The 18,769-nt window shown below is 71.0% G+C and carries 20 protein-coding genes, 1 tRNA gene and 2 pseudogenes; 12 read left to right on the forward strand and 11 right to left on the reverse strand.

Annotated elements, in window-relative coordinates; genetic code table 11:
- Positions 1–61: 61 nt before the first annotated feature.
- Together F1615_RS07985 and F1615_RS07990 are read left to right on the forward strand one after the other, a co-directional pair.
- Positions 62–1,129, forward strand: a complete 1,068-nt coding sequence (locus tag F1615_RS07985) for a permease (protein WP_244328668.1) — start codon at positions 62–64, stop codon at positions 1,127–1,129.
- Positions 1,126–1,845 carry a TIGR03943 family putative permease subunit gene (locus F1615_RS07990; protein ID WP_149548155.1) on the forward strand — a complete coding sequence of 240 codons (720 nt, stop codon included), beginning with the start codon at positions 1,126–1,128 and terminating at the stop codon, positions 1,843–1,845. Before F1615_RS07985 ends, F1615_RS07990 begins: the two co-directional genes overlap by 4 nt.
- 19 nt (positions 1,846–1,864) lie before the next feature.
- Here the strand turns inward: F1615_RS07990 and F1615_RS07995 are convergent, their stop codons facing one another.
- Entirely contained in the window at positions 1,865–2,161 is a 297-nt protein-coding gene (locus F1615_RS07995) for a zinc-ribbon domain-containing protein (RefSeq protein ID WP_149548156.1), read from the reverse strand.
- Positions 2,162–2,296: 135 nt separating this feature from the next.
- Between F1615_RS07995 and F1615_RS08000 the strand changes: the two genes are divergently transcribed.
- Both F1615_RS08000 and F1615_RS08005 read left to right on the forward strand, forming a co-directional pair.
- Positions 2,297–3,409: a hypothetical protein gene (locus F1615_RS08000; RefSeq protein WP_149548157.1), complete on the forward strand. Its 1,113-nt coding sequence runs from the start codon at positions 2,297–2,299 to the stop codon at positions 3,407–3,409.
- Positions 3,410–3,845: 436 nt separating this feature from the next.
- Positions 3,846–5,057, forward strand: coding sequence for a cation:proton antiporter (locus F1615_RS08005; RefSeq protein WP_149548158.1), 1,212 nt, complete (start codon positions 3,846–3,848; stop codon positions 5,055–5,057).
- A gap of 13 nt (positions 5,058–5,070) precedes the next feature.
- Here the strand turns inward: F1615_RS08005 and F1615_RS08010 are convergent.
- Positions 5,071–5,217, reverse strand: a pseudogene (locus F1615_RS08010) (potassium transporter TrkA); the annotation flags it as partial.
- Positions 5,218–5,343: 126 nt separating this feature from the next.
- On the opposite strand from F1615_RS08010, the gene F1615_RS08015 reads away from it, so the two are divergent.
- From F1615_RS08015 to F1615_RS08035, 5 genes are all read left to right on the forward strand, one after another.
- Positions 5,344–6,258, forward strand: coding sequence for a LysR family transcriptional regulator (locus F1615_RS08015; protein WP_149548159.1), 915 nt, complete (start codon positions 5,344–5,346; stop codon positions 6,256–6,258).
- 69 nt (positions 6,259–6,327) lie between these two features.
- A complete protein-coding gene (locus F1615_RS08020; RefSeq protein WP_149548160.1) occupies positions 6,328–6,729 on the forward strand; it encodes a VOC family protein in 402 nt (133 codons plus the stop codon).
- A gap of 27 nt (positions 6,730–6,756) precedes the next feature.
- Complete coding sequence (locus F1615_RS08025; RefSeq protein ID WP_149548161.1) at positions 6,757–7,392, forward strand: CatB-related O-acetyltransferase; 636 nt, start codon at positions 6,757–6,759, stop codon at positions 7,390–7,392.
- A gap of 226 nt (positions 7,393–7,618) precedes the next feature.
- Positions 7,619–8,959 (forward strand): TrkH family potassium uptake protein, encoded by a 1,341-nt coding sequence (locus tag F1615_RS08030; RefSeq protein WP_425385629.1) that lies wholly within the window; start codon positions 7,619–7,621, stop codon positions 8,957–8,959.
- Positions 8,952–9,641: a potassium channel family protein gene (locus F1615_RS08035; protein WP_149548162.1), complete on the forward strand. Its 690-nt coding sequence runs from the start codon at positions 8,952–8,954 to the stop codon at positions 9,639–9,641. Before F1615_RS08030 ends, F1615_RS08035 begins: the two co-directional genes overlap by 8 nt.
- Positions 9,642–9,699: 58 nt before the next feature.
- Here the strand turns inward: F1615_RS08035 and F1615_RS08040 are convergent, their stop codons facing one another.
- From F1615_RS08040 to F1615_RS08060, 5 genes are all read right to left on the reverse strand, one after another.
- The gene (locus F1615_RS08040) at positions 9,700–10,593 is read right to left on the reverse strand and encodes a F510_1955 family glycosylhydrolase (RefSeq protein ID WP_149548163.1); all 894 of its coding nucleotides are present in this window, start codon (positions 10,591–10,593) and stop codon (positions 9,700–9,702) included.
- 124 nt (positions 10,594–10,717) lie between these two features.
- A complete protein-coding gene (locus tag F1615_RS08045) occupies positions 10,718–11,353 on the reverse strand; it encodes a DUF305 domain-containing protein (protein ID WP_149548164.1) in 636 nt (211 codons plus the stop codon).
- Between the two features lie 118 nt (positions 11,354–11,471).
- Complete coding sequence (locus F1615_RS08050) at positions 11,472–11,879, reverse strand: DUF6153 family protein (RefSeq protein WP_341873418.1); 408 nt, start codon at positions 11,877–11,879, stop codon at positions 11,472–11,474.
- A gap of 96 nt (positions 11,880–11,975) precedes the next feature.
- Positions 11,976–12,401 (reverse strand): PIN domain-containing protein, encoded by a 426-nt coding sequence (locus tag F1615_RS08055; protein WP_149548165.1) that lies wholly within the window; start codon positions 12,399–12,401, stop codon positions 11,976–11,978.
- A complete protein-coding gene (locus F1615_RS08060) occupies positions 12,398–12,676 on the reverse strand; it encodes a CopG family transcriptional regulator (protein ID WP_149548166.1) in 279 nt (92 codons plus the stop codon). Before F1615_RS08060 ends, F1615_RS08055 begins: the two co-directional genes overlap by 4 nt.
- A gap of 72 nt (positions 12,677–12,748) precedes the next feature.
- On the opposite strand from F1615_RS08060, the pseudogene F1615_RS36150 reads away from it, so the two are divergent.
- Positions 12,749–12,962 (forward strand): annotated as a pseudogene (locus F1615_RS36150) (hypothetical protein); the annotation flags it as partial.
- Positions 12,963–13,119: 157 nt separating this feature from the next.
- Here the strand turns inward: F1615_RS36150 and F1615_RS08070 are convergent.
- The 3 genes from F1615_RS08070 to F1615_RS08080 all read right to left on the reverse strand — a co-directional run bounded on the left by F1615_RS08070 (position 13,120) and on the right by F1615_RS08080 (position 15,009).
- Positions 13,120–13,193: transfer RNA gene (locus tag F1615_RS08070), tRNA-Pro, on the reverse strand.
- Positions 13,194–13,241: 48 nt separating this feature from the next.
- Positions 13,242–14,012, reverse strand: coding sequence for a Pr6Pr family membrane protein (locus F1615_RS08075; protein ID WP_149548167.1), 771 nt, complete (start codon positions 14,010–14,012; stop codon positions 13,242–13,244).
- Positions 14,013–14,067: 55 nt separating this feature from the next.
- Positions 14,068–15,009: a metallophosphoesterase gene (locus tag F1615_RS08080; protein WP_149548168.1), complete on the reverse strand. Its 942-nt coding sequence runs from the start codon at positions 15,007–15,009 to the stop codon at positions 14,068–14,070.
- Positions 15,010–15,153: 144 nt separating this feature from the next.
- Here F1615_RS08080 and F1615_RS08085 point away from each other — a divergent pair, with 144 nt between their 5' ends.
- Positions 15,154–15,618 (forward strand): GatB/YqeY domain-containing protein, encoded by a 465-nt coding sequence (locus tag F1615_RS08085; protein WP_037933678.1) that lies wholly within the window; start codon positions 15,154–15,156, stop codon positions 15,616–15,618.
- 78 nt (positions 15,619–15,696) lie between these two features.
- On the opposite strand, the gene F1615_RS08090 is transcribed toward F1615_RS08085, so the two are convergent.
- Positions 15,697–17,982, reverse strand: a complete 2,286-nt coding sequence (locus F1615_RS08090) for a transglycosylase domain-containing protein (protein ID WP_149548169.1) — start codon at positions 17,980–17,982, stop codon at positions 15,697–15,699.
- Positions 17,983–18,411: 429 nt separating this feature from the next.
- On the opposite strand from F1615_RS08090, the gene wblA reads away from it, so the two are divergent.
- Positions 18,412–18,750 (forward strand): transcriptional regulator WblA, encoded by a 339-nt coding sequence (gene wblA, locus F1615_RS08100; protein WP_208818272.1) that lies wholly within the window; start codon positions 18,412–18,414, stop codon positions 18,748–18,750.
- The last annotated feature ends 19 nt before the right edge of the window (positions 18,751–18,769 follow it).

The raw sequence follows: 18,769 nt of genomic DNA on the forward strand, positions 1-18,769 counted from the left end.
AGCAGGGGCCTCGAGCGGCCCCGCTCTCTCGCGCGCGCATCCTGGGAGGTGCACCCGGCCCGTGGCCATCACCCCACCACCCCCGCGCGGAACGAGCCGGCCCCGACCCGGCCCTCCACCCGCCGGGACCGACCACGGGACACCCCCCGGCGGCTCCCGCGAGGCGTCCCCCGACGAGCCCCGCCACCTCACCTCCCCCCTCCTCCTCACCCTGGTCCTGCTCACGGCCGTGATGTTCCAGGGCCCGGTCCGCGGCGCCCTGGCCGCCCCGGTGATGCAGAGCTGGATGACGGTGTTCGTGGCCGTGGTCGTCCAGGCCCTCCCCTTCCTGGTGCTCGGCGTCCTGCTGTCGGCGGCGATCGCGGTGTTCGTCCCGCCGTCGTTCTTCGCCCGCGCCCTGCCGGCACGTCCGGCGCTGGCCGTACCGGTCGCGGGCGCGGCGGGCGCGGTGCTTCCCGGCTGCGAGTGCGCGTCCGTGCCGGTGGCGGGCGCGCTGGTGCGCCGTGGGGTGGCCCCCGCGGCGGCCCTGGCGTTCCTGCTGTCCGCCCCCGCGATCAACCCGATCGTGCTGACGGCGACGGCGGTCGCCTTCCCGGGCAACCCCGAGATGGTCCTCGCCCGCTTCGTCGCGAGCCTGCTGGTGGCGTGCCTGATGGGCTGGCTGTGGCAGCGCCTCGGCCGTACGGACTGGCTGCGCCCGCCCGCCCGTTCGTCCCACGAGGGGCGGAGCGGGGGAGCGGCCTTCTGGGGCTCGGTGCGGCACGACGTGACGCACGCGGGGGGCTATCTGGTGGTCGGCGCGATGGCGGCGGCGACGCTGAAGGCGGTGGTCCCGGCGGAGTGGCTGCGCGTGGCGGCCGGCCACCCGGTGCTGTCGGTACTGGCGCTGGCGGTCCTGGCCGTGCTGCTGTCGATCTGCTCGGAGGCGGACGCCTTCGTGGCGGCGTCGCTGACCCAGTTCTCGCTGACGGCGCGGCTCACCTTCCTGGTCGTGGGACCGGTGATCGACCTGAAGCTCTTCGCCCTGCAGGCGGGCACGTTCGGCCGTGCCTTCGCCCTGCGCTTCGCCCCCGCGACCTTCGCCCTGGCGGTGGCCGTGTCGGTCCTGACGGGAGCGGTACTGCTGTGACAACCCGGCTCAACGGCCAGGCCCAGGCGGCCCTGCTGTTCCTCCTCGGCGCGACCGTGCTGCACGCCGGCCTGACGGACCTGCACCTGCGTTACGTCAAGGCCGGACTGCGCCCGCTGCTCCTGCTGTCCGGCGCGGTACTGATCGTGACGGCGGCGGCGACGGTCTGGTACGAGTGGCGGCGCCCGCCGCACCCGGGGGAGCCGCACCGGGAACCCCGCGTCTCCTGGCTCCTCGCCCTCCCCCTCTTCGCCCTGATCCTGGTCGCCCCGCCGGCCCTCGGCTCCTACAGCGCCACCCACACCGGTACGGCCCTGCAGAAACCCCTGGGCTTCCCCGGCCTCCCCGCCCGGGGCCCCCTGCGTCTCGGGGTGGGGGAGTACGCGGCGCGCGCCGTCTACGACGACGGCCGCCACCTCCGCGACCGCCCCATCAACATCACCGGCTTCGTGGCGATGAGCGGCACGGGTGCGCCGTACCTGGTCCGCATGGGTCTCAACTGCTGTGCCGCGGACGCCCAGCCGGTCAAGATCGCCCTGACCGGCGAGATCCCCCCGGTCCTGCGACCGGACACCTGGCTGGAGGTCACCGGCACCTACACCCCGCGCCGCACGAAGGACCCGGTCAACGACGGACCGGTCCCGTACTTCGAGGTCACCCGCGCCACACCGGTCCCGGCCCCGAGCGACCCGTACGACGGAGCGTGGGGCGGCTAGGGACTGGGGACCGGGGCGGCTACGACTGGTAGGGCTGCTGCTGGTGGGGCTGCCCGTACCCCTGCCCGCCCTGTCCGCCACCGGCGGCCTGCGCCTGGAGCTGCTCGGCCTGCTCCGCGGTGACCTTCTGCTCGGCACCGCAGAACGTGCACTGCGTCGTGTACTTCGTCGACACCGGGAACAGCGGCACGAAGAACAGGGTGAACTTCGTGACCCGCTTCCTGAGCGTGTGCGCGGCGGGATTGCCGCACTGCGCGCACACCAGCGTCAGTATCGCGAGCTGGTACAGATACCCCTTGGTACCAAAAATGATCATGTCGTCGTTCCTTCCCGGGCCACGGCCCCCCGAACCACCACACCAGACGATGACCGCAGTCGGCAACGTGACCGCCCCCCACACTGCCGCACCCGGCACAAGCGCGGACCGAGCCGCCGTTGACAGTCTTCCCGCATGACCGACGCACGGAAAGCGATCCGCCGTCCCCGGTGGGCGGTCGTCCTGTGGGCCCTGGCGTGCGCACTGCTGCTGGCGGGCGCGGGCCTGGCCGTGTCGGCGGTGCCGGGCGCCGGTGCGCGCGAGCGGGAGTGGCGGTCCGCCGCCCCCTGCGCGCCCGGGACGCCGGCGGAGGAAGGCGGCGACTGCCTCGGCACCGTCACCGCCGTGATCGGACGTACGGATGCCCGCCGCCCCAAAAAGACCAGCTGGCTGTACTTCACCGACGGCCGCCCGATGCGACGGCTGGCGGTGTCGTCGGAAGCGGCCGAGGAGTTCCGCGCCGGCGACCGCGTCCGGCTGACGGTGTGGCGCGGCGTGGTCAGGGAAGTCGCCGGTGACCGCTATGTGTGGCGCCACCACACCCCCGGCGCCGGGGACTTCGCGATGGTCGCGGCCGGCCTGACCCTCGCCGCGGGCTACCCGGCCGCCCGGACACTGCTCCTCGTACGCGGCCGGCGACGCCCCGACGACGAGGTCCTGCCGTCGGCCCTCCCCTTCGGGGCGGCACTCGTCGTCACGGCGCTGTGGCTCCTGCCCCTGTGCTACCTGCACCCCACGGCACCGTTCGCGACGCCCGCCACGACGGCCTGGACGTCGCTGGGCACGCTGACCACGCTCACCTTGCTGATCGGGGCGTGGCGGGCCACCCGCATCCGCCCGCCCGGGGAGTCCGGGACACCTTCCGCGGAGCCGGCGGGCGGCGAGGTCTTCCTGCCGGCCCGCTTCCTGGAGGCCACCGACTACAACCCGCACCACTTCGGCACCCACGTCGTCGTGGGCGGTGACGGTCCGCCCGCCGTGGTCCCGCACCCGGGCCCCGGCCGCTTCGCGGCGCGCCCGATCCCGGTCTCCCGTCTCACCGTCCTGCGGGTCCGCCGTCCCCGCGGCAGCGACTCCGGCCTGGTCCCGAGCGGCTGGCACGTGGCCGAACTGGACGACTCCGGCACTCCGGTCCACCTCGCCGCCGCTCCCGCCGACCTGACCCGCATCCTGTGCGAACTGCCACCCCGGAGCCGGCGCGGCGCGCACCCCGCCCGCCGGGACACGGGGACAAGTGCCGGTATGTGAGAGAGATGCATTTTGTCGTGCGGTAAACTTCTTTACCGAGTCTTGGCGCTCCGACGAGCGGTTGAACGCCCGGTGCGCGAGGAGCGGACCACGCATGCGACGGGGGGAACGTGACATGGAACGACGTGACATGAACCGGCCCATGCGCATCGACAACACCGCTCGCGACAGCGTCCCTGAACCGGGCACCGCCGTTCCCGGCGCCTGATCTCCCGGTCCGCACCCGACGCCCGCACCGGGTGCCCCCTGCCCGAACACGGTGGGGCTGCCCGACCGCCACGCCGTTTCCCCGCCCGGCCGCCGACGCCCGGCACCCACCGCTCTCACCGCTCACCGCACCGGTGACGCCTGCCCGCCCGCTGCCGCCGCCTCGCCGCTGCCCCTCGCCACCCGAAGGCACTGACGCCGCCGTCACCGAACCGGAGGACCGACGCCCGTGCACCACACCACCGTCCTGCTCATCGAACTCGGCGCGGTCATCCTCGCCCTGGGACTGCTGGGCCGCCTCGCCGGACGGGTGGGCTTCTCACCCATCCCCCTCTACCTGCTGGCCGGGCTGGCCTTCGGCCACGGCGGCATCCTGTCCCTGCAGGCCAGCGAGGAGTTCATCGCCACCGGTGCCGAGATCGGCGTCATCCTGCTGCTGCTCCTGCTGGGCCTGGAGTACAGCGCCTCCGAACTGGTCACGAACCTCAGGACCCAGTACCCGTCCGGGGCGGTCGACCTCGTCCTCAACGCGGTGCCCGGCGCCGTGGCGGCGCTGATCCTCGGGTGGGGCCCGGTGGCCGCCGTCGCGCTGGCCGGCGTCACCTGGATCTCCTCCTCCGGCGTCATCGCCAAGGTCCTCGGCGACCTGCGCCGGCTCGGCAACCGCGAAACCCCCGTGGTACTCGGCGTCCTCGTCATCGAGGACCTCGCCATGGCCCTCTACCTGCCGATCCTCACCACCCTCCTGGCCGGGGTGAGCCTGGCCGGAGGAGCCGTCACCCTGCTGATCTCCCTGGGCACCGTCGGCGCCGTCCTGTACGTCGCACTGCGCCACGGCCGGCTGATCAGCCGCGCGGTCTCCTCCGACAACGCCGAGATGCTGCTGCTGGTCGTCCTCGGCCTGACCCTCCTCGTCGCCGGTCTCGCCCAGGAACTCCAGGTCTCGGCGGCCGTCGGCGCCTTCCTGGTCGGCATCGCCCTGTCCGGCGAGGTCGCCGAGGGGGCGAGCGTCCTCCTCACCCCGCTGCGGGACCTGTTCGCCGCCGTCTTCTTCGTGTTCTTCGGGCTGTCCACCGACCCGGCCGACATCCCGCCCGTGCTGGTGACGGCGCTGCTCCTCGCCGTGGTCACCGCGCTCACGAAGGTCGCCACCGGCTGGTACGCCGCACACCGGGCGGGCATCCGGGGCGCGGGCCGCTGGCGTGCGGGCGGCACACTCGTGGCGCGGGGCGAGTTCTCCATCGTCATCGCGGGCCTCGCCGTCGGCGTCGAGCCCCGCATCGGCCCCCTGGCCACGGCGTACGTCCTGATCCTGGTCGTGATCGGCCCGCTCACCGCCCGCTACACGGAGCCCCTGGCCCGCCGCCTCACCCGCCGCCCGGCCCCGCCCGCGCCGCCCGGCGCCACGGAACACCCCCAACCCGCACCCGCCAGCGCCTGACGCCCGCCCGGGATCACTCCCGGCCGAGGATCCCGGCGGCGACCCCGACACCCTCACGCGTGCCGATCACGATCAGGGTGTCACCGCCGGCCGACCGGAAGTCCGGCCCCGGAGAGGGGACCGCCCCGGTCCCGCCCAGTACGGCCACGATCGGCACGCCCCGCGCCGGGCCGAGTCCACCGCCCGGCGCCGCACACCGGCATAGTGTCCTGGACGGCGGATCGGACCGGCAACGGGCATGCGACCGGACGGAGTTCGCGAACAGTGACGTATGAGGGAGGGCAGGGTGGAGCTGCGGGACATCGAGATCTTCCTCGCGCTGGCCGAGGAACTGCACTTCGGCCGTACCGCCGAGCGACTGCACATCTCCCAGGCACGGGTGAGCCAGGCCATAGCCAAGCAGGAACGCCGTATCGGCGCCGCCCTGTTCGAACGAACGAGCCGACGGGTGGTCCTCACCCCGATCGGTGCCCGTCTGCGCGAAGACCTCGAGGCCGGATACTCACGCATCCGGGAGGGCCTGGAAACCGCGGCCACCGCGGCACGCGGCACTCACGGCATCCTCACCCTCGGCACCATGGGCGCGCTCGCACACGACATCGCCGACGTCACCGCTCGTTTCACGTCCCGCTACCCGTCCTGTGAACTGCGGTTCCGCGAGACGCGGATAGGCGATCCCTTCCGGCAGTTGCGATCAGGGGAAGTCGACCTGGCACTCATCTGGCTCCCGGTCCGCGAACCCGACCTCACCGTGGGGCCGGTGCTGCGCGCCCGGCCGCTGGTCCTGCTGGTCGGCGCCTGCCATCCGCTCGCCCGGCGCTCCTCGGTGCGCATGGAGGACCTGGGTGACTGCACCGTGCTGATGCCGTCGGGCCCGGTGCCGGACTACTGGTACGAGGCCCTCGTCCCCACCCGCACCCCCGGTGGGCGCCCTGTCCCGCGGGGCCCGCGGGTGGCCACCTGGCAGGAGGGCCTGGCGGCGGTCGCGAGGGGCCAGTTCGTCACGCCCGTGCAGGCGGAGGCCGCGCTCTATTACCGCTGGCCGGATCTCGTCTACCTGCCCATCCAGGACGCTCCGCTCGGCGAGTGGGCCCTGGTGTGGCGGACCGCCGGCGAAACCGCCCTGCTGCGCGCCTTCGTCCAGTCGGCCCAGGACACACTCGACGAACAGGCCGCCGCGAGCGCATCCGGTGCGTCATAAGCACCGAGTTATGGACCGATCCGAAGAATGCGGTTGATCACGACGCGGGCAACGGGAAGCGTGTGGCGCATGACCTCACCGGCAAGGATCACCGCGTCCACCCTCTCGCTCACCGTCGACGACGTCGCCGCCTCGCACGCCTTCTTCACCACACATCTCGGTTACAGGGAAGTGATGGCGGCCGACGGGTTCGCCTCGCTGGAGCGGGACGACGAAGCCCTCTCCGTCGTGCTGCTGCGACGCGGCTCGGAGGTGTTGCCCGAGGGATTCCGTGACCAGCACGCGGCCGGACTGATCGTCGCCCTCACCGTCGACGACCTCGCCTCGGAGCACGACCGGCTTCGGTCCGAGGGCGTCGTGGTCACCATGCCGCCGCGTGAGGAGCCGTGGGGGGAGAAGCTCTTCCAGGTGACCGACCCCAACGGGGTCGTCATCCAGTTCGTCGAATGGACCACCCAGGAAACGGCCTGAGGGCCGTGCTGTTGAGGAGCCGCACCCATGACACCCGACCCCTCCGTGATCCATCCGCTGCCCGAACACGAGCGGGTGGTGCTGCTGAAGCCCCTGGTCACCGATCCGCGTATCCAGGTGGGTGAGTTCACGTACTACGACGACCCCGACGGGGCCACCGAGTTCGAGCACCGCAACGTCCTGTACGCCTACGGTCCCGAACGCCTGGTGATCGGCAAGTTCTGCGCGATCGCCACCGGCACGCGCTTCCTGATGGCCGGCGCCGAGCACCCCACCGTGGGCGTCTCCACCTTCCCCTTCACGATGTTCGGCGGCACCTGGGCCGACCGCACCCTCGACATCATCACCGCACTGCCCGGCCGCGGTGACACGATCGTGGGCAACGACGTGTGGTTCGGCCGTGGAGTCACCGTCATGCCGGGAGTGACGATCGGAGACGGAGCGATCATCGCGACCGGTGCCGTGGTCACCTCGGACGTGGCTCCCTACACCGTCGTCGGTGGCAACCCGGCACGACACATCAAGAGCCGGTACGACGACGAGGACGTCGCCCGTCTGCTGCGCGCGGCCTGGTGGGACTGGCCCGTCGACCTGATCACCGAGCATGTCCGCACCCTCATGCACGGCACCCCCGCCGACATCGCGGCCGTCGCCGGAGCATAGCCCGGCGGCCGCGGGCGACGAGACCCCTGCGTGGCCGTGGCAGGGGCATGCGGCAGAGCCGGACGGGACAGTGGCCCCCGCCGAAGGAGCAGCCTCCCTTCCTGTCCGGCCGCGTCTCGGCGAGACACGGAACAGAGCCTGCCGTCGAGAACGGTGGGGGTGTTGTCTATCGTCTCCCAGTGCGAAGAAACGTGGTGCCCGTCCGCGGAGCGGAGGGCTCGGGGTGGTGACGCGGCGATGGCCGCGTCTGCGGCATCCGGCGCAGGTCGTCGTGGCGGGCTTCGCCACGGCCATCGCGGCCGGCACCGGCCTGCTGATGCTGCCGGTGGCGAAGGCCGGGCCGGGCGGCGCGAGTGTGCTGGAGGCGCTGTTCACCTCCACCTCCGCGGTGTGCGTGACCGGCCTGATCGTGGTGGACACCCCCGTCCACTGGAGCGGATTCGGGCAGGCGGTGATCCTGGGGCTCATCCAGGTGGGTGGCTTCGGCATCATGACCTTCGCCTCCCTGCTGGTCCTGCTGGTGTCCCACCGCATCGGCCTGAAGGCGCGGCTGACGGCCGCCGCGGAGACCAAGACCCTGGGACTGGGGGACGTCCGCTCCGTCGTGACCGGTGTGGTCAAGGTCAGCCTGCTGCTGGAGGCGGTCACCGCGCTGGTGCTGACCCTGCGGTTCGCCACCGCCTACGACGAGTCCTGGCCGCGGGCGGTGTGGCTGGGCGTCTTCCACTCCGTCTCCGCGTTCAACAACGCCGGCTTCGCCCTGTACTCCGACAGCCTCATGGGTTTCGCCACCGATCCGTGGATCTGTCTGCCCATCGCGCTGGCGGTCATCGCCGGCGGACTGGGTTTCCCGGTCCTGTTCGAGCTGCGCCGCCGCTGGCACCGGCCGCGGTCCTGGTCCCTGCACACCAAGATCGTGATGTGGGCCTCCGGGGTCTTCCTGATCGGCGGCAGCGCCTTCGTCACCGCGATCGAATGGTCCAACCCGGCCACCCTGGGCCCCCTGGACGCCCCCGGGAAGCTGCTGGCCGGCTTCTTCCAGGGCGTCATGCCGCGCACCGCCGGGTTCAACAGCCTCGACACCTCCCAGATGAATCCGGCGAGCTGGCTGGGCACGGACGTGCTGATGTTCATCGGCGGCGCCAGCGCCGGCACCGCGGGTGGTATCAAGGTCACCACCTTCGCCGTGCTGTTCTTCGTCATATACGCCGAGATCCGTGGCGAGGGCGCGGTCAACATCTTCCACCGCCGCCTGCACGGTGACCTTCAGCGTCAGGCGCTGACCGTGGTGCTGCTGTCCGTGGCCGCGGTCGCCGTCTCCACGCTGGCCTTCGTGGTCTTCGCCGATTACAGCCTGGACCAGTCGCTGTTCGAGGTCACCTCCGCCTTCGCCACCGTGGGCCTGTCCACCGGCATCACCGCGGGGCTGCCCTCCGGTCTCCAACTGATGCTGATCGTGCTGATGTTCATCGGCCGGCTCGGCCCCATCACCGTCGCCTCCGCGCTCGCCCTGCGCAGCCGCGTCCGCCTGTACGACCTCCCCGAGGAGCGACCTGTCATTGGCTAGGAAATCCCGCCTCAAGCAGCGGCGCGGCGGCCCGCAGGGCTCCGTCGCGGTGATCGGCCTGGGCCGCTTCGGCCGTGCCCTGGCCCTGGAACTCGTCGATGAGGACACCGAAGTCCTCGGCATCGACGAGAGCGCCGAAGTCGTCCAGGCCCTCTCCGGATCCCTCACCCACGTCGTGCGGGCCGACTCCACCAAGGAGGACGCCCTGCGCCAGCTCGGCGTCCACGAGTTCGAGCGCGCCGTCGTCGCCATCGGCAGCGACCTGGAAGCCAGCATCCTCACCGCCTCACTGCTGATCTCCTTCGGCATCGAGAACGTGTGGGCCAAGGCCACCAGCGAAGCCCACGGCCGCATCCTCACCCAGCTCGGTGTCCACCACGTCGTCTACCCCGAGCACGACATGGGCCAGCGCGTCGCCCACCTCGTGCGGGGCCGGATGCTGGACTACATCGAGTTCGAGGACGACTTCGCCATGGTCAAGACCAGGCCGCCGGCCGACATCATCGGCCTTCCCCTGTCCAACAGCGCCGTCCGCACCCGCTACGGCATCACCGTCGTCGCCATCAAGCGACTCGGCGAAGGCTTCACGTATGCCACCGCCGACACCGTCGTGGAGGCGGACGACACCATCATCGTGGCCGGACGCACCCGGGCGACGGAACGCTTCAGCGAACTCCAGTAGCACGCCGTCCGCCGGCCGCGGGGGAGGAGGCCGAGCGAGGGCGGGGAGGCGTCCGCGCTCAGTGCCCTTCGGCGGAGGACACGGGCAGGCGCAGGGTGAAGGTCCTGCCGCCGTCGCGGGATTCGTACACGCCTTCCTCCGTGGCGGCCAGGACATGCTCGGCGTCGACGGCGGTCAGGGCCTGGGGCCGACCGCCCGGAACGGTTCCGGTCTTCCTCCAGGTGGTGCCGCCGTCGGTGCTGCGCCGCAGGCCGCCGGTGAGGTCGGCCCCGTACAGGGCATCGGCCTCTGGCCAGGACAGGAAGGCGAGGACCTGGCCGGAGCCGGTGTCGAAGGTCCGGCCGCCGTCGGTGCTCGCGGCGACGCCGTCCTCCGTGGTGGCCAGCACGAGATCCCGGTCCTTCGGGCTGACGGCGATGTCGAGGGCGGCGAGCCGGGCGCGGCTGTCCCAGGTGGTCCGGTCGGCGCTGACGCGCAGCAGGCCGTGGGTGCTGTCGTAGCCGTAGACGGTGTTGTGCGCGAACTCGAGGGAGTGGAAGTCGCTGGTGCCGCCCAGCGAGAGGGACTTCCAGGTCCTGCCGGAGTCGGTGGACTGGATCAGGCCGCGGTTGCCGTGGCCGCCGCTGCCTTCGGCCGGGTGGCCGCTGCCGAGGAACGTCTTCGGGCCGATGACGGCGAAGCCCATGTAGTCGGCCGCGTCACCGACCCGCTGGGCGGTGCCGTCCTCGGCCACGGCGATCACGCCTTCGTGGGTGGCGACGTACAGGCGTCCGTCGGCCGGGTCGATGCCCATGCCGTGCACATGGCTGACGGTGAGGCCGCCGGAGCCGCCGGCCGACGCCGTGCCGGACGAGGCGTCGGCGTCGGAGTCCGAGCCGGACGAGCAGGCGGCCAGTGCGGTCGCGAGGACGGTAGCGGCGATGGCGGTGGCCGCGCGGGAACGGATCTTCATGCTGAGGAACCCTCTGTGGGACGTGGGGTGGAGTGGCGAGCGGGGCCGGGGGACCGGTGCGGGACGCGCCCGCACCGGGGCCGGGCCACGAGGAAACGGGCCCGAGCCCCCGGTACGGGTGTCGTCAGCTCGTGCCGAGGAGCTTGTTCATCTCCTCGATCTCGGCGTTCTGCGCGGTGATGATGTCGCCGGCCAGCTTCTTCGCAGGCCCGTACCGGCCCTTCTCCGTCTCCGTGGTGGCCATCTCCACGGCGCCCTCGTGATGCTCGACCATCATGGTCAGGAACATGGTGTCGAAGCCCCTCCCGGAGGCCGCCATCAGCTCGTCCATGTCCTCGGTGTCCATCATCCCGGGCATGTCGGAGCCGTCGGAGTGACCACCGTGGTCCATGCCCGGCATGGAGGAGGGCACGTCCTCGCCCCAGGACTCCAGCCAGCCGGACATCGTCTCGATCTCCGGGGCCTGGGCCTTCTCGATACGCGCCGCCAGGTCCCTGACCTCGGCCGAGGACGCCTGACTGCCGGCCATCCTCGACATCCGGATGGCCTGCTGGTGGTGGGGGATCATGTCCTGCGCGAAGGACACGTCCTGGTCGTTGTGTGCGCCGGCGGCGTCCTCGGCGCTCGCCGAGGCAGGTGTCCGCGTGCCGGAGCCGGTGTCGGAGCCGTTTTCGCTGCCACAGGCGGCGAGGACGAGGGCCGCGGCCACGGCCGTGGTGCCGAGAGCGGCTCGATGGATGAGGGAACGGGTGCTGTTCACGGTGGTACTCCTGCGGTCTGCGACGGATGCCGCGCCGAGCGGCGCGGGACACGGCTGAGTGCCGTACAGCCGCCCGCCACGCACAGGTGGCGTGGACGGGTACGGCTCCGGCCTCGTCCTAGATCCGCAGAAGTTGCAGTTCGGCCAGTGTGGGCGGCGCTCGGCCGCCGTCGGGAGCGGTGGCGAAGACCCCGCGGACACTGTCGGCGGGCGGGAGCGTGCCGACGGCGTCGGACAACGGCGCGGAAAGGACCGGTCCCGCGCCGACGGCACCGGCCGCACACGTGGCATCGGCATGCTCGGCATGCCCGTGACCGCTGTCGCCGTGGCAGACGTACTCGTCGCTCCCCGTCGCCGCCACGGCATGAGCGGAGGCGAAGGAGGAATGGTGGGCGTCGGCTGCGACAACCCCGCCCGGGCTGAGAGCGTGCATGCCGAGAAGGCCGGCCAGCAGCCCGAGCACCAGCAGCACCCGCATCCGCCCACCGGGCGATCGCGCAGGCTGGAGCTGTGCACGGACTGTCACAACCCCCATGCTACGGAAACCGCGCGGGCCCGCGCGGGCACTCGGCCAGGTCCTCCCACACAGGGGCGCCGGGCAAGGCCCGCCGCAGCCGTCGGGTCACACCTTCTTGACGACGATCGTGTCCGGGACCAGCTTCTCCAGGTCGTCGACGTCCGAGGTGAAGACGGTGACCTGTCCCCTCTGCTGTCGCGCGATGACGGCGAGCACGGCGTCGATGGCGTACTTGTGGCCGTGCAACGTGGCGTCGGCCAGGAGTCGACGCGCCTGGCGGGCCTCGTCCTTCCCGATGTCGACGACCTGGAGCCGGGACAGTACCCAGTCCCAGCGCTGCTCGGTCGTTCTGCCGTCGTACGCCTCGACCAGTGTCATCGGTGACGTCACCACCTCGGCTTCCCCGCGTGCGGCGAGGTCGAGCCAGGCGATCATCTTCCGGTCGCCGCGCACCGCGAGGGACAGGGCTTCACAGTCCAGTACGAAGACGCGGAGGGGCCGCTGTCCGTGCTCACCGGCTCGCCTCTTCACGCAGCCTCTCCGGCGTCGTGCTTTCCGGTGGTTCGGCGCCGCTCGTGTTCGGCGTCGAGTCCGTCCAGCTCGTCGAGGGCTGCCGCATGTTCGTCCTCGGTGACGGAACCGTGTTCTTCCTGCAGCCAGTCGACCAGTTCGCGGAGCCGGTCCCGGTCACGCTTGAAGCGCAGCGCCTCGGCGACGTACGCCGACAGGCCCCGCTCTGCCGCGTCCGCGCGGATCTCGTCCAGGAGATCCTCGGGAATCGTCACGGTCACCTTCTTCGTCGCCATACAAGTGACCATACTCCTGGTATCGCACTCCTTACCAGCGCCGGCGCCCCGCTCGGCACCCGCTTCGCCGATCTCAACTCCGGTCTTGCCGATGTCGTCACGGTCGGCGCCGCAGCACTGGCCAACCCCTACCTGCCCCACCGCATCCGCACGTGCGCCCCTCAACGAGCCCGACCCGGCCACCTCCTACGGCGGCGACCACCGCGGCTACACCGACTACCCGGCCCTGACCACCACCGCTGCGAGGAGATCTCCCGTCTCGTCGGCCACTCCGGTACGGCTGTGACTGAGGAGGTCCACCGGAAGCAGATCCGGCCCGAGATCCAGACCGGCGCGGTGATCATGGACGGCATCTTCACGCGGGATCCAGAGCGGTAGTCACGCAGAAAGCAGATCAGCCAGGCTACTCACATGAGTAGACTGGCTGATCTGCTGTTTCTCTGTCGGGGTGGCGGGATTTGAACCCACGACCTCTTCGTCCCGAACGAAGCGCGCTGCCAAGCTGCGCTACACCCCGATCGTCGCTGCTGTCGCGGCGACGACGTTTACTTTAGCCCACTGGTGGCTAGAGACGAAATCCGGTTTTCGGGCGGTGGCGTACCGGGTTCGGGCGGATGTGGTCCAGGGCCACGATCAGGACGGCCAGGGCGTAGAAGGAGAGGCCCAGGAGGAGGGCGTTGGCGAGGACGCTCCGGTAGCCGTGCCGGGCGACGTCGAGGAAGGGGTAGAGGTAGCGGGCGGGGGAGCCGGGGAGGAGTTCACCGCGGGTGAGGGAGAAGGCCAGGTAGGCCAGGGGGTAGAGCAGCCAGGTCACGGCCTGGCGGAGGTGCGTGCGGGCGGGTGGGGAGAGCAGGAGCCAGTCCAGGAGCGCGGCGATGGGGAGCACCGTGTGCAGGGTGTGGGCCGCGAGGGGCTCCAGCCAGGTGGGTCCGGCGGATCCCTCCGCCATGGAGAAGCGCGGGGTGGTGTCCGCCAGGAGCAGGTGGTGGACCAGGGCGGCCATGCACACGTAGAGGAGGGTCGCTGCCGTGAGGGCGCCCGGCAGGGGGTGGCGGGCGAGCCAGGCGCGGCGGGCCGAGGCGAGCATGACCGCGGCCAGCAGGACCGCGCTCTGGATCGCGAAGTAGCCCAGCACCCGGCCCGGGCTGCCGAGAAGGGTCTCGACCAGCACCGCGCCGGCCGCGAGCAGCGCCAGGACCAGGCGGTACGCCGCTGCCACCGGCCGCCGTGCCAGCGGGACGACGGCCCGGGCGGGGACGGCGGACGGCAGCAGGTGGGATGACGTGCGGGGCAGGGCGGGGAGGTCCGGGATGTCCCTGGGTATCGGGGCGGTCATGCACCCCAGCGTGAGCGGATGTCCGCTTGGGGGCGATGCGGGTGGGCCGGACGGGCTACCGGGCGGTGCCCTGGTCGCGGTCCACCAGGGTGAGCAGCGTCGCCTCCGGGGGGCAGGCGAAGCGGACCGGGGTGTAGCGGTTCGTGCCGCAGCCCGCCGACACGTGGAGGTAGGACGTACGGCCCTCGGACGTGTGCGTGGACAGGCCCTTCACGCGGTCCGTGTCCAGGTCGCAGTTGGTGACCAGGGCGCCGTAGAAGGGGATGCAGAGCTGCCCGCCGTGGGTGTGGCCGGCCAGCACCAGGGGGTAGCCGTCGGCCGTGAAGGAGTCCAGGACGCGCAGGTAGGGAGCGTGGACGACGCCCATGGAGAAGTCCGCCACGTCCGAGGGACCGCCCGCCACCTCCGGGTAGCGGTCGCGCTTGATGTGCGGGTCGTCCAGGCCGGTCAGCTCGATCGACGCGCCCTCGATCTTCAGGGTGCCCCTGGTGTTCGTCAGGTTCAGCCAGCCGGCCGAGTCGAAGGCGTCCCGCAGGTCCTCCCACGGGTTGTGGACCGCGCCGACCGCGGGGGCGTTGCCGTTCAGCCCGTGGCGGCCCTGGGCCTTCTCGATCAGGTAGCGGGCGGGATTGCGCAGCTTGGGGCCGTAGTAGTCGTTGGAGCCGAAGACGTAGGCGCCCGGATACTCCATCAGGGGGCCGAGCGCGTCGAGGACCTCCGGTACGCCATCGGGGTCGGACAGGTTGTCCCCCGTGTTGATCACGAAGTCGGGGCGCAGGCCCGCCAGGGAGCGCAGCCAGCGCTGCTTCTTGCGCTGGCCGCCCACCATGTGGATGTCGGAGACCTGCAGCACGCGCAGCGGGCGCATCCCGGACGGGAGGACGGGGACGGTCACCCGCCGCAGGCGGAAGGAGCGGGCCTCGAAGCCCGCCGCGTACAGCAGCCCGGCGGCGCCGGCCGCCGTGATTCCCAGGGGGATTCCGTATCGCGCGCGCATGTGTCCATCGTGTCAGACCGCGGGCGGTCCGCCGAACGCCTGTGGATACACGGCGAGCGCCTGTGGATACATCCGAACGCCTGTGGAAACAGGGGGCCTTAAATCAGCAGGCGTCCTTGCTCCCGCACCTGCGACAATCAAGCCATGACCACGCTCAAGTCGAAGCTGCAGGATGACCTCAACGCCGCGATCAAGGAGCGCGACGAGCTCCGCTCCTCGACGCTCCGGCTGACGCTCGCCGCGATCACCAAGGAGGAGGTCGCGGGGAAGGAGAAGCGTGAGCTCTCCGACGACGAGGTGCAGAAGGTGATCACCCGCGAGGCGAAGAAGCGCCGCGAGGCGGCGGACGCCTTCGCGCAGGGCGGCCGCCCCGAGCAGTCCGAGCGGGAGAAGGCGGAGGGTGAGGTGCTGGCCGCCTACCTCCCGAAGCAGCTGTCCGACGAGGAGCTGAACGCGATCGTCTCCCAGGCCGTGGAGGAGGCGAAGGCGGCGGGTGCGGAAGGGCCGCGGGCCATGGGTGCCGTGATGAAGATCGTGAACCCGAAGGTGGCCGGGCAGGCGGAGGGCGGCCGGGTGGCCGCCGCCGTGAAGAAGCTCCTGGCCGGCTGAGCCGACTGCGACAGAACGAACGGCCCCTCCCCGGCACGGGGAGGGGCCGTTCGTTCTGTCCGGGCCGCGTCCGGCCGTTCAGTCGCGTCCGCCGGGGCCGTTGCCCGGGCCCTGGAGGAAGCCCTCCGGGATGGAGAAGGTCGGGTCCGGCTCGGTGCCGCCACCGCCGTTCCCGCCGTTCCCGTTCCCGCCGTTCCCGTCGCCGCCGCCGATCAGGCCGCCGATGAGACCGCCGTCGCCGTTGTTGCCGTCGTCGTCACGGTCGCCGTCCTCGTCGCCGCGGCCGGGCTTCTCGGCGTCCGGGATGTTGACGAGGTTGAACGGCGGGGCCTCCTTGCCCGCCAGGGCGCCGGTCATGGCGTCCTTCCAGATGGGGCCCGGGACCGCGCCACCGAAGACGAGCGCGTGGGGGACCCCGCCGATCGTGATGTTCTTCATCTCGACCTTCTGGCTGGCGCTGCCCACCCACACCGCGCCCGACATGTTCGGCGTGTAACCGACGAACCAGGCGTTCTTGCGCTCGTCCGTCGTACCCGTCTTGCCCGCGTTGGCACGGTCGCTGAGGCCGGCCGCCTGACCCGTACCGGAGTCGACCACGCCCTGCAGCAGGGTGTTCACCGTGTCCGCGGTGTTCTCGCTCATCGCGCGCGAGCACGTCGACTTCGGCACTTCGAGCGACTTCTGCTTGTCGCCGATCTTCTGGGTGATCGACTCGATGGCGACCGGCGTGCAGTACATGCCGCGGGAGGCGAAGGCGGCGTACGCGCTCGCCATCGTGAGGGGCGACAGGCCGGTGGAGCCGAGGGTCATCGAGGACGGGACCTGGGGGATCTTCTCCCCGTTGCCCTGGACCACGCCGAGCTTGTCGGTCATGGTCACCACGGGGCACATGCCGATGTCCTCGATCATCTGCACGAAGTAGGTGTTGACCGACTTGGCCATCGCCTCCTTGAGTGCGTACGGGCCCACCTCGGACTCGTTCTCGTTCTCGAGCTTGTAGCCGCCGTCGTTCACCCAGGGCTTGTCACAGCCGCGCACGGTCGCCGGGTACGGCATCGAGTACGGGGCGGAGTACGTCTGGGTCGGCGGCCTGCCCTCCTCGATGGCCGCGGCGGCCACGAACGGCTTGTACGTCGAACCCGTCGGGAAGCCGAAGTTCGAGCCGCCCATGGCCTTGTCGACCGAGAAGTTGATCTCCGTCTCGTTCTTGCCGTAGCCGAACGGCTTCGACTGGCCCATCGCGACGATCTTGCCGGTGCCGGGCTCGACCAGCGTGCTCGCCGCGGCGACCGGGTCGGACTGGTAGACGTGGTCCTTGAGCGACTGCTGCACCGACTCCTGTGCCTGCGGGTCGAGCGTCGTGCGGATGGTCAGGCCGCCCTGGTTCCAGATCTTCGCGCGGGCCTCCCTGGTCTTGCCGAAGACCGGGTCGCTGAGGAAGACCTTCTCGACGTACCTGCAGAAGAAGCCCGCGCCCTTGACCGCCGTGATGCAGCCGTTCTTCGGCTTGCTGACGTTCAGGCCCAGCGGGGACCTCGCGGCCTCGGCGGCCTCCTCCGGGGAGACGTCGCCGACCTCGGCCATCCGCTGGAGGACGACATTGCGCCGCTTCTTCGCCTCGGCCTCGTCGTTGACCGGGTCGTAGCGGCTCGGTGACTGGACGATACCGGCGAGGAGGGCGGACTCCTGGAGGTTGAGGTCCTTGGCGTGCTTGGAGAAGTAGCGCTGGGCGGCGGCCTCGACGCCGTAGGCCTGCTGGCCGAAGAAGGTGATGTTCAGGTAGTTCTCGAGGATCTTCTTCTTGCCCAGCTCCTCCTCGACCTGGATCGCGTACTTCAGTTCCGCGATCTTGCGGCCGAGGGTCTGCTGGGTGGCCTGCGCGACCTTCGTCGGGTCGTCCCCCGCCTCCTCGACGAAGACGTTCTTCACGTACTGCTGCGTGAGCGTGGAGGCGCCCTCGGAGACCTCACCGCTGCGCGCGTTCTTGTTGAGGGCGCGCAGGACGCCCTTCAGGTCGACCGCGCCGTGCTGGTAGAAGCGCGAGTCCTCGATCGCGACGATCGCCTTCTGCAGGTAGGGCGAGATGTCCTTGAGGTCGACCACCGTGCGGTCGCGCGAGTAGACGGTGGCGATCTGGCCGCCGTCGGCGTCGAGGATGGTGGTGCGCTGGCTCAGCGGCGGGGTCTTGAGGTTGGCCGGGAGCTCGTCGAAACTCTCGACCGATCCCTTGGCCGCCAGGCCCAGCGCGCCCACTGCGGGCAGCGCGATGCCGGCCATGACGGCTCCCGCGAGGACACTGACACCGAGGAACTTGGCGGCCTGCTGCGTGGAGGACAGACCACCACCCGAGCGCTTCTTTGGCATGGGAGCAGCCTACGTTCTCATTCGCCGGACAAGCGTATATGCCTTGGCCTAAGCTGCACTCAACTGTCACAGCGGTGAGGCCACGTATCAATACGTCCGGCGACCCCGAATCGTTCCGGATCCCTTCGACTTTTTTCATATGAGTTCTGTCGTGGGGTGTTGAGTGCGTGTCCGGATCCGCCTCGTGTGTCACACGGTGCCCGTTGTGGCGCAACGGAACTGACCCCATATGCCTGCTTTGCCGCGCATGTCGCCCCCTCACTCCCCCGGGTGATCTGCCGCTTACCCATAGTCCGTTCGGACCATTCAAGATTGGGCCCGCTGGGGGTGTTGCGCTGTGCCCACCTTCCGTAACGTCCTCAACTGGCGGCGGTGAATATGCCGCTGCCGCCGTGGGGGAGCCTCGATTCGGGAGAGGACGGCGCCGGTATGGGCTGGGTTACCGACTGGAGTGCGCAGGCTGCCTGCCGCACTACCGATCCGGATGAACTGTTCGTTCAGGGAGCAGCGCAGAACAGGGCCAAGGCGGTGTGCACCGGGTGTCCGGTGCGAACGGAGTGCCTGGCCGACGCGCTCGACAACCGCGTGGAGTTCGGCGTGTGGGGAGGCATGACGGAGCGTGAGCGCCGCGCGCTGCTGCGCCGGCGGCCGACCGTGACCTCCTGGCGCAGGCTGCTGGAGACCGCGCGCTCGGAGTACGAGCGGGGGACGGGTGTCGTGCCGCTCAACGACGACGAGGTGTACGAGAACTACGCCGCGGTGAGCTGAGGGCGCCGGGCGGCTCGGT

The organism is Streptomyces marokkonensis, assembly GCF_008312835.1.
Lineage (GTDB): Bacteria > Actinomycetota > Actinomycetes > Streptomycetales > Streptomycetaceae > Streptomyces > Streptomyces marokkonensis_A.

Excerpts from the sequence above, each read along its gene's own strand:
- F1615_RS07995 (WP_149548156.1), bottom strand. The coding sequence starts at position 2,161 with ATGATCATTTTTGGTACCAAGGGGTATCTGTACCAGCTCGCGATACTG.
- F1615_RS08000 (WP_149548157.1), top strand. The coding sequence starts at position 2,297 with ATGACCGACGCACGGAAAGCGATCCGCCGTCCCCGGTGGGCGGTCGTC.
- F1615_RS08020 (WP_149548160.1), top strand. The coding sequence starts at position 6,328 with ATGACCTCACCGGCAAGGATCACCGCGTCCACCCTCTCGCTCACCGTC.
- F1615_RS08025 (WP_149548161.1), top strand. The coding sequence starts at position 6,757 with ATGACACCCGACCCCTCCGTGATCCATCCGCTGCCCGAACACGAGCGG.
- F1615_RS08040 (WP_149548163.1), bottom strand. The coding sequence starts at position 10,593 with ATGAAGATCCGTTCCCGCGCGGCCACCGCCATCGCCGCTACCGTCCTC.
- F1615_RS08060 (WP_149548166.1), bottom strand. The coding sequence starts at position 12,676 with ATGGCGACGAAGAAGGTGACCGTGACGATTCCCGAGGATCTCCTGGAC.
- F1615_RS08075 (WP_149548167.1), bottom strand. The coding sequence starts at position 14,012 with ATGACCGCCCCGATACCCAGGGACATCCCGGACCTCCCCGCCCTGCCC.
- F1615_RS08080 (WP_149548168.1), bottom strand. The coding sequence starts at position 15,009 with ATGCGCGCGCGATACGGAATCCCCCTGGGAATCACGGCGGCCGGCGCC.
- F1615_RS08085 (WP_037933678.1), top strand. The coding sequence starts at position 15,154 with ATGACCACGCTCAAGTCGAAGCTGCAGGATGACCTCAACGCCGCGATC.
- F1615_RS08090 (WP_149548169.1), bottom strand. The coding sequence starts at position 17,982 with ATGCCAAAGAAGCGCTCGGGTGGTGGTCTGTCCTCCACGCAGCAGGCC.
- wblA (WP_208818272.1), top strand. The coding sequence starts at position 18,412 with ATGGGCTGGGTTACCGACTGGAGTGCGCAGGCTGCCTGCCGCACTACC.